Origin of the sequence: Proteus sp. G4415, from assembly GCF_963896075.1 — a bacterium.
In the GTDB taxonomy this organism is placed as follows: Bacteria; Pseudomonadota; Gammaproteobacteria; order Enterobacterales; family Enterobacteriaceae; genus Proteus; species Proteus mirabilis.
Window position 1 is genome coordinate 1 of record NZ_CAWQOK010000085.1, and the last position, 8,295, is coordinate 8,295.

Consider the following 8,295-nt stretch of genomic DNA (forward strand, 5'->3'; position numbering starts at 1 on the left):
AAAATAAGATTTATTAAAAGTAAAAAATATTGTTTAACTTATACTGTGTTTTATTAGTTAATAACACTATTTAATATTAAAATGTTATCAACATTATACTGTAATAACCGAAACTTGTTTATTTCAAATAATAAATAGATAATACTCGCGTATTGAGTTAATTAATCTTATTTCTATTATCTCAATGTGTTTAAAATAATTATTTGGAGAAATAAATGAGAAAAAGCTTTATTGCAATGTTGATTGCTACAACGTCTATTTTTGTCGCGAATAATGCATTAGCTGCAGATGGAACAATCGATTTTACAGGAGAAATTATCGATAACGCATGTGAATTAGCAGCTGGATCTGATGCTCTAAAAGTTAATTTAGGTAAGGTATCTAAAACAGCATTACCTAGTGCCGGAGTTACTGCTGCGGCAACTAAATTTACGATTAAATTAATTAATTGCCCTGCAACAGTAAGTACTGCATCTGTTAAATTTGATGCAGAGTCTTATTCTGGAGACGATACTGTTATTGCGCTAAAACAAGAGTCGGGAGTGGCAACAGGTGTCGGTATTCAAATTACGGATGATGCAAATACCGTTGTCCCTTTATTTACCGCATCTAAAACCTATCCATTAAAAGAAGGTGTTGAAAATAATTTAGACTTTAGAGCTCGTTATATTGCTAAAACAGATTCTGTCACTGCGGGTTTAGCAAATGCGAATGCAACATTTACTATTAATTATAATTAAAAATAACTAGGTAAGTCATAAGGTTTAAAGGGATTTAAACCTTATTATACAATCATTTTATGGTGATAATATGAAGTCTATTATTCTATTTTTTATTTCTTTATTTATTATTAATACATCTTATGCAGGTGTTATTATTAGTGGCACAAGGGTAATTTATAATGAAGGCAATAAGAATGTCAGCATTAACGTGAAAAACCCAGACAAAATGCCTTATTTGATCCAGTCATGGATAGATGATTTTGAGGAAAAAAAACAGTCAAAATTTACGATCACGCCACCTTTATTTAGATTGAATCCAGATAAAGAGAATACATTGAGGATCTTTTTAACAGAAGAAGGGCTACCAAGTGATCAAGAATCTCTTTTTTGGTTAAATATAAAAACGATCCCTGCTACAGAAAAAACAGAAAATTCATTACAAATTGCATTTAAAACGCAAATGAAATTGATCTATAGACCTAAAAGTCTAAAAGACGTTAATTTTGAAGAAGAACAAAAGAAATTATCTTGGTCAAAGGAAAGAGGGAAAGTCATAGTTTATAATCCCACACCTTATTTTATGAATTTTCAAACAATCAAATTTAATGGAAAATTGGTTGATGATGTTTCTTATGCTAAACCTTTTTCAACTAAATCATTTGATATAAATGATAATAATGAACATGGTCTTATAAGCTGGGAGCTTATTAATGATTATGGGGCTAATGTGGATTTATCCGAAGTTAGAATATAATAATTAGGTTTCTAATATGAAAATAAGTAAGGTATGTATTAGCCTCATTTTATACTTAGGCTATGCAGCTTTATTATATGCAGAAAATAATAATTTAGATGATATCTATTTTGATCCAGATTTTTTAGAGCTGCCAAATAAAGATATTATTGATTTATCTTCTTTTGAGAATAACCAACAGCTAGCAGGTGACTATTATGTTGATATTTATGTTAACACTAATTTAATTTTAACTAAAAATATTAGATTTGATAAAGATAAAAATAATCAGCTTAAACCTTGTTTATCAGTAAATGATCTAAATGACTTTGGGGTTAAAACAACAGATTATCCTGGGCTTTATTCTGAATATACTAGCTGTGTCAATTTGTCTGCGATACCAGAAGCTAAAAGTGAATTAGATTTTGATTCACAAAGGTTATATTTAAGTATTCCGCAAATTGCATTATCTAAAAACCCAAGAGGATATATAGAGTTAGATAATATTGATAATGGTATAAATGCCTTATTACTAAACTATAGTTATAGTGGTTCTAAAAACTATGATCGTAAGAATGGCAGTTCAAATACAACTTCAAATTATATAAATTTAAGACCAGGTTTAAATTTAGGACCATGGCGTTTAAGAAACTACACAACATGGTCGAGTACAAGTAATCAGTCAGGGAAGTGGAACACCCTTTATACCTATTTATCTAGAAATATAAATAAAATAAAAAGTCAGTTAATACTAGGGGATGGGATATCTTCATCTGATGTTTTTGATAGTGTTCCGTTTCGAGGCATGCAATTATCAACAGATGATGAGATGTATCCAGAAAGTTTAAGAGGCTATGCGCCTATCATTAGAGGGATTGCAAAAAGTAACTCGCAAATAACCATCAAACAAAATGGATATACTATTTATCAAACTGAAGTGGCAGCTGGCCCTTTTGAAATTAATGATTTATATCCATCAGGTAGTAGTGGGGATTTATACGTTACGATTAAGGGTGCTAATGGTAGTGAGCAACATCAAATCGTACCTTTCGCCTCTTTACCTGTATTACAGCGTGAAGGTCATTTCACTTATAGCGTAACGGGCGGTGAATATCGTGCTTATGATAATAATGTAGATAAAACGAAGTTTGGTCAGTTTACATTAGTTTATGGTTTACCTTATGGCACTACTGCTTATGGGGGAAGTCAGTTGAGTCAAAATTATCAATCTTACTCCCTAGGTGTTGGGAAAAATTTAGGCTCATTTGGTGCTGTTTCTGTTGATGTTACACAGGCTAAGTCAACTTTTAATGATGGAAGGAAGCAACAAGGTCAGTCTTATCGGTTTAGATATAATAAGAATTTGAACAATATAGGAACCAATATTGCTTTAGCAGGTTATCGCTATTCAACGAGTGGCTTTTATAGTTTATCTGAAGTGTTTGATAGTTTTCGTCGTACTCATTATAGCCCTGAAATTGAGCAACGCCGTCATCGTGCGGAGATAACACTTAATCAAAATTTAGGTGATAAATATGGCTCTTTAGCTATCGGATATATACAAGAGGATTATTGGAACAGCAAAAGCAAAAAACAATCAGCAACACTTGGTTATAATAATAGCTGGCAAGGTATCAGCTATGGAATAAATTATACCTACAATAAAAATACAGTTAATCATTCTTATATTGCTGATCAGAAAAGACAAAATGATGATGAACATTTGTTGGCTTTTTCGGTGAATGTGCCTTTTAGCGTATTTGATAATACTTTTTATTATAATTTTAATGCGAATAGTAACAATAATAGTTCAAGTACAGGAAGTGTAGGTATATCGGCATCTCAGTTAAATAATCGACTAAATTGGAGTGTGCAACAAGCATTTACCAATCAAGATCAAGGATCTTCTGGAAATATCAATGCATCCTACAAAGGCCAACTAGGTGATATTACGGGGGGGTACAGTTATAGCAAAGATAATCATAATCTTTACTATGGTGTGAGCGGTAGCGTCGTTGCTCATTCTCAGGGAGTTGTTTTTGGACAGCAACTGGGAGAAACCGCGGCAATCGTAGATATTCCTAATGCGGGTGATATTACGATATTAAATCAAGCGGGAGTTAGGACTAATAACTCAGGGTATGCATTAGTTCCTTATGTCACACCATATCGTAAAAATACTGTCGAGATCGATACATTAAGATTGCCAGAGAATGCTGAAATGGAACTTACCAGTCAGACGGTTTTACCGAGTCGAGGGGCTTTAGTAAAAGCGAATTTTTCAGCAAATGTAGGCTATCGTGTATTAATGACGATAAATTTGGAAAACAAAAAGCCAGTACCATTTGGCGCTCAAGCTATTTTTAAAGACAATAGTCAGTTAAATAGTATTGTAGGTAATGATGGAGAAGTTTATTTATCAGGGCTAAAACAGAAAGGAAACTTTACTATTAAATATAACAATGAAAGCTGTCAGGTAAATTATGATCTATCTGATATTCCAGATTATTTAGGGCTCTATAAAACTACTGTAACTTGCTATTAATTAATTTAAATATCAAACATGGTTATTTTTATAGCTATTGATGTTTGCTACCTGTAGGAAAGTAAAATGATAAAAGTAATGAGGCTCTTCCTTCTTATAACTACTATTGGAATAAGTTTTTTTTCATCTGCAGGAAGTACTGTGACACTTCAATTTTCTGGAAATATAAAAGCCGCGACTTGTAATGTTTCTGGTAGTAAAAATATTAATATTGATTTGAAACAGATGCCAGAAAGTTTATTTAATAAAGTAAACTCTAGTTCTGTTTGGAATGATTTTAATATTAAGTTAATAGATTGTTCTCCGGGGGTAAATCAAGTAAAGCTGACTTTTTCTGGAACTCCTGATAATGCAGATGTGAATAATTTATATAAAAATGAGGGGACGGCAAAAAATATTGCCGTTCAATTACAAAATAAAAACAGTAATGGCGAAATTCCATTAGGTAATGGAAAAAATTTATATATCGCGGTTAATGGTAAACCATCGGTTACTGTTCCACTAAGAACACGAGCATTTAGTAAATTAGGTAATGCAACACCGGGGACGGTGTCCGCCAAAATAACAGCAACGCTTATTTATCAATAAAAAGAGGGTGTTATGTGGAAATCACTAACGTTATTTTTATTATTTTCATATTCTCCTATCGCATTAAGCAACACTGTTAATATTAATGTATATGGATCAGTAGTAGCCTCACCTTGTGAGTTAGAAACGAAAAACCACTTAATTGATTTAAAAAAAATCAATATTAGAAATATTAAAAATGGTCAAGCATCAGACTGGATAGATTTTTCTATAAAATTAAAAAATTGCCCAGTTAATACAGAGAAAGTCACTATGATTTTAAGAGGCCAAAGTGTTCCTAATTATTCGGAATATTTTATTAATAGTGGGACGGCTAAAGATATAGCACTAAATTTAGCAATGCAAAATAATAAAGGTATTGTAAAAAATAATGATAAATTAATGACGGCTGTTAATAAATATAACCATAATGCTGAATTTGCTTTATCGGCAAGAATGGTTGGCTATGGAAATAATATAACGGTGGGATCATTTAAGAGCCATCTTGAATTTACTCTTATTTATAATTAAATGTGTCATAAAGGGGTTTCAAGTGAATCGCTCTTATCCAGCATCAAAGATGGTAGGAAAAAAAATCGCTTATTACCGTAGAGTAAATGGCCTCACATTAAGTGAATTGGCTAAGAAAATAGGTATAAGTCAACAGCAGCAATCAAGATATGAACGGGGAATTAATCGAGTGAGTCTAGATAGGCTTTATCAATATGCTTGCTTTTTCGGTATTAGTTTAAGTGATCTTTTTCAATTAGATGATGAAGATAAAGTAGAAATAGAAAATAAAATATCAAATATAATAGGGAATAAAAATGAATCATTTAATAAATAAAAAAATTTTTTTATTAGCTACATTATTGTTTTTCTCAGCTAACTCCTTTGCGGCTTGTATTCAAAATCCTAATTTAAAAAATATTTGGGTTAATATACCCAATAAAGTTTATACACTTCAATATGATGATATGCGCACAGGTATATTAGATAAGATTATAATTAATTATAGAGCAGGACCTATAAAAACTTTTTCAGGTAATGATGGGAAATGTGGTAACTCTATAATTTCGGCAAATTATACTAATGGATGGGTACCAAATGCTGAGAAAATAGTACAGACAAATATCCCTGGTATAGGAATTCAAGTTTATTTCAATAAATTTGGCGCGTTAAACACCACTTGGTCTAAGAAAGGCGATGGAACACACAACTCATATTTATTTGAATACCCGAATTGGACAGTTTATATAATGAAAACAGGCAGAGTAACGCAATCAGGAAGCCTTCAATGGGGCAAGATTGCTCAAGCAGTACAAAATAATACACAACCTAAAAACACAACTTGGAACTTAACTTCACTTTATTTGCCTCTTAATGCAATAAAGATAAATTCATTAAAATGTACTACAAAATCATCAAATTATAATATTAATATGGGGACTTGGTATGATACTCAATTTAAAAATATTGGTGATGTCAGTAAAAGTGTAGATGTTCCTATTACATTAAACTGTGCGGCTGGCACTAACATTAAAGCGACAGTGACAAGTAGTGCTGGATATATAGATGCAAATACAGGGAAATTAAACCTATCGGGCACTAATCGAGCCACTGGTGTTGCCATTCAGTTATTAGATAAAAACAATAACCCGATAAAACTAAATACAAAAAATAGTCTACAAAATGGGGTCTCCTCCGGTGATTATATATTTGGTTGGAAAGCAAGATATATAAAAACAGGTAATAAAATAACGCCTGGTAGTGCTAACTCAACAGCAACAGTAAATATCTTATATGAGTGATAATAATATATTTTTCGATATGGTTTTGTCATTCGAGGCGATTATGAATAAAAAAATATCAAAGATAGTTGGCGCAAGAATAAAAATGTTAAGACAACAACATGGTATGACGGGTAGTGAGCTTGGTGCTTTATTAGGAGTAAGCCAGCAACATCAATCACGCTTTGAAAATGGGGAGTGCAATATTCATGTGGATGTAATTTACTTATTATCTTATATTTTTAAAGTTAAATTAAATTATTTTTTTCAGGATATAAATGATTGTTTTGATCAAGAAGGAATAGCCTATAAAGAAAGTTATTATCATTCTGAGACGATTGTCGAAAAGTGTGAACTTTGGCGCTAGTTAATATGATGCCTAACAGACTGATTAGGCATCATATTTTGGTTTTTATTATTTTACCAATACCCCAGCACCTTCCACCATAAACTACCAAGGGTTATCCAGATAATGAGGTTAACAATGCTCATAACAAAACCTGCTTTCCACCACTCACCTAAGGTCGCGTAGCCTGAGCCGAAAATAATCGGTGCAGTACCTGTACCGTAATGAGTTAAAGACATCATTAATGAAGAAGAGAAAGCTAAAATAAGTCCTAATAACATTGGTGGCGCGCCAAGAGCTAAACCTGCGGCATAGAATGCAGCAAACATGGCGGTAATATGAGCCGTGGTGCTAGCAAAGAAATAGTGAGAATAGACATAAATCAGCACGAGTAATATCATACCACTTACCCAGCTTATCCCCATACTATCAATACCGGCACCCACACTTAATGAGAGCCATTTAATTAGACCTAATTTTCCTAAAAAAGAGGCCATCATTACTAATGCGGAAAACCAAACCACGGTATCCCATGCACCTTTGTTTTTTAAAATATCATCCCAATTTAATACGCCAGTACATAATAAGATTGATAAACCAATAAAAGCCGCAGTAGTCGCATTAATACTAAAAGCATCACCAAATAATAGTGCGGGTATTCCTGCCCACATAATTAATAACAGTGCAAATACTCCCAAAGTGATTTTTTCTGGCAATGAAATAGGGCCTAATTGAGCTAAACGCTCTTTGGCAAAGTGGGGAGCATTCGGCGTATGGGTTATCTCTGGTTTATATAAAAAGTAGATCACAATCGGCATTAAAAATAATGAAACAATGGCGGGAACAAAAGCCGCTATTGCCCACATTGACCAAGTTAACTCATTTTCAGACCCTGTTTCACCGATAATTAAGCTTACAATAAGAGGATTAGGCGCGGTTGCAGTAATAAACATCGCTGAGGTGATAGGATTGATATTATAATTGACTAGCGATAAATAACGACCAATCTTACCACTAGTACCCTCTTCGGGTTTTGAATTAAAGCTATCGGCAATAGATCGCATTATTGGGTGAATAATCCCGCCACCTCGAGCTGTATTACTTGGCGTAACAGGGGCGAGGATCGTTTCTGCAATAGCTAGGGAATAAGCGATACCAATGGTTTTTTTACCAAATAACGAAATAAAATAGTAACCAATTCTAGCACCTAATCCGGTTTTATTAAGACTCATTGAAACCATAATAGAAATACCGATTAACCAGATAAGATTGTTGGAAAAGCCACTTAATGCATCATTAATCGCCCCTTTAGTTGAGTCTGGGTTAGTGACGCCTGTTGCGGCAACAAGCGCAATAGCAATAATGGATACTGCCCCTATAGGTAAGGCTTTGCCGATAATAGCCGCAATAGTACCAACAAACAGCGCTAACAAGTGCCAAGCATTGGGATCTACCCCTTGGGGAACAGGGATAACAAACCAAATGATAAGGGTAATAGCAACCGCAATTAAGGTAGGTATAGGTCGTAATGGAGTTAATTTATTCATCAGGTTATTCCATTAAAAACAGGTGTAAGAAATAATTGTAAGTGA

At 33.1% G+C, this 8,295-nt stretch carries 9 protein-coding genes; 8 read left to right on the forward strand and 1 reads right to left on the reverse strand.

What is annotated here, in order from left to right:
* Positions 1-215 precede the first annotated feature (215 nt).
* The 8 genes from AACU95_RS10275 (at position 216) to AACU95_RS10310 (ending at position 6,724) form a co-directional block, all read left to right on the forward strand.
* Entirely contained in the window at positions 216-740 is a 525-nt protein-coding gene (locus AACU95_RS10275; protein WP_004244318.1) for a fimbrial protein, read from the forward strand.
* A gap of 70 nt (positions 741-810) precedes the next feature.
* Positions 811-1,476 carry a fimbrial biogenesis chaperone gene (locus AACU95_RS10280; protein WP_004244317.1) on the forward strand — a complete coding sequence of 222 codons (666 nt, stop codon included), beginning with the start codon at positions 811-813 and terminating at the stop codon, positions 1,474-1,476.
* A 16-nt stretch (positions 1,477-1,492) separates the two neighbouring features.
* Positions 1,493-4,000 (forward strand): fimbria/pilus outer membrane usher protein, encoded by a 2,508-nt coding sequence (locus tag AACU95_RS10285; RefSeq protein WP_012368286.1) that lies wholly within the window; start codon positions 1,493-1,495, stop codon positions 3,998-4,000.
* A gap of 66 nt (positions 4,001-4,066) precedes the next feature.
* Positions 4,067-4,588 (forward strand): fimbrial protein, encoded by a 522-nt coding sequence (locus AACU95_RS10290; RefSeq protein ID WP_004244313.1) that lies wholly within the window; start codon positions 4,067-4,069, stop codon positions 4,586-4,588.
* Positions 4,589-4,600: 12 nt separating this feature from the next.
* Positions 4,601-5,098 carry a fimbrial protein gene (locus tag AACU95_RS10295; protein WP_004244312.1) on the forward strand — a complete coding sequence of 166 codons (498 nt, stop codon included), beginning with the start codon at positions 4,601-4,603 and terminating at the stop codon, positions 5,096-5,098.
* Between the two features lie 22 nt (positions 5,099-5,120).
* Positions 5,121-5,414, forward strand: coding sequence for a helix-turn-helix domain-containing protein (locus AACU95_RS10300; protein ID WP_012368285.1), 294 nt, complete (start codon positions 5,121-5,123; stop codon positions 5,412-5,414).
* Positions 5,395-6,378 (forward strand): fimbrial protein, encoded by a 984-nt coding sequence (locus AACU95_RS10305; RefSeq protein ID WP_094959900.1) that lies wholly within the window; start codon positions 5,395-5,397, stop codon positions 6,376-6,378. Before AACU95_RS10300 ends, AACU95_RS10305 begins: the two co-directional genes overlap by 20 nt.
* A complete protein-coding gene (locus tag AACU95_RS10310; protein ID WP_004244307.1) occupies positions 6,371-6,724 on the forward strand; it encodes a helix-turn-helix domain-containing protein in 354 nt (117 codons plus the stop codon). The genes AACU95_RS10305 and AACU95_RS10310 overlap by 8 nt, the downstream gene beginning before the upstream one ends.
* A gap of 53 nt (positions 6,725-6,777) precedes the next feature.
* Here the strand turns inward: AACU95_RS10310 and AACU95_RS10315 are convergent, their stop codons facing one another.
* The gene (locus AACU95_RS10315; protein ID WP_049219563.1) at positions 6,778-8,250 is read right to left on the reverse strand and encodes an anion permease; all 1,473 of its coding nucleotides are present in this window, start codon (positions 8,248-8,250) and stop codon (positions 6,778-6,780) included.
* Positions 8,251-8,295: the final 45 nt, after the last annotated feature.

What these genes read in the sequence shown, in the direction of transcription:
- AACU95_RS10280 (WP_004244317.1), top strand. Translation starts at nt 811, where the DNA reads ATGAAGTCTATTATTCTATTTTTTATTTCTTTATTTATTATTAATACA.
- AACU95_RS10295 (WP_004244312.1), top strand. Translation starts at nt 4,601, where the DNA reads ATGTGGAAATCACTAACGTTATTTTTATTATTTTCATATTCTCCTATC.
- AACU95_RS10275 (WP_004244318.1), top strand. Translation starts at nt 216, where the DNA reads ATGAGAAAAAGCTTTATTGCAATGTTGATTGCTACAACGTCTATTTTT.
- AACU95_RS10315 (WP_049219563.1), bottom strand. Translation starts at nt 8,250, where the DNA reads ATGAATAAATTAACTCCATTACGACCTATACCTACCTTAATTGCGGTT.
- AACU95_RS10310 (WP_004244307.1), top strand. Translation starts at nt 6,371, where the DNA reads ATGAGTGATAATAATATATTTTTCGATATGGTTTTGTCATTCGAGGCG.
- AACU95_RS10305 (WP_094959900.1), top strand. Translation starts at nt 5,395, where the DNA reads ATGAATCATTTAATAAATAAAAAAATTTTTTTATTAGCTACATTATTG.
- AACU95_RS10285 (WP_012368286.1), top strand. Translation starts at nt 1,493, where the DNA reads ATGAAAATAAGTAAGGTATGTATTAGCCTCATTTTATACTTAGGCTAT.
- AACU95_RS10290 (WP_004244313.1), top strand. Translation starts at nt 4,067, where the DNA reads ATGATAAAAGTAATGAGGCTCTTCCTTCTTATAACTACTATTGGAATA.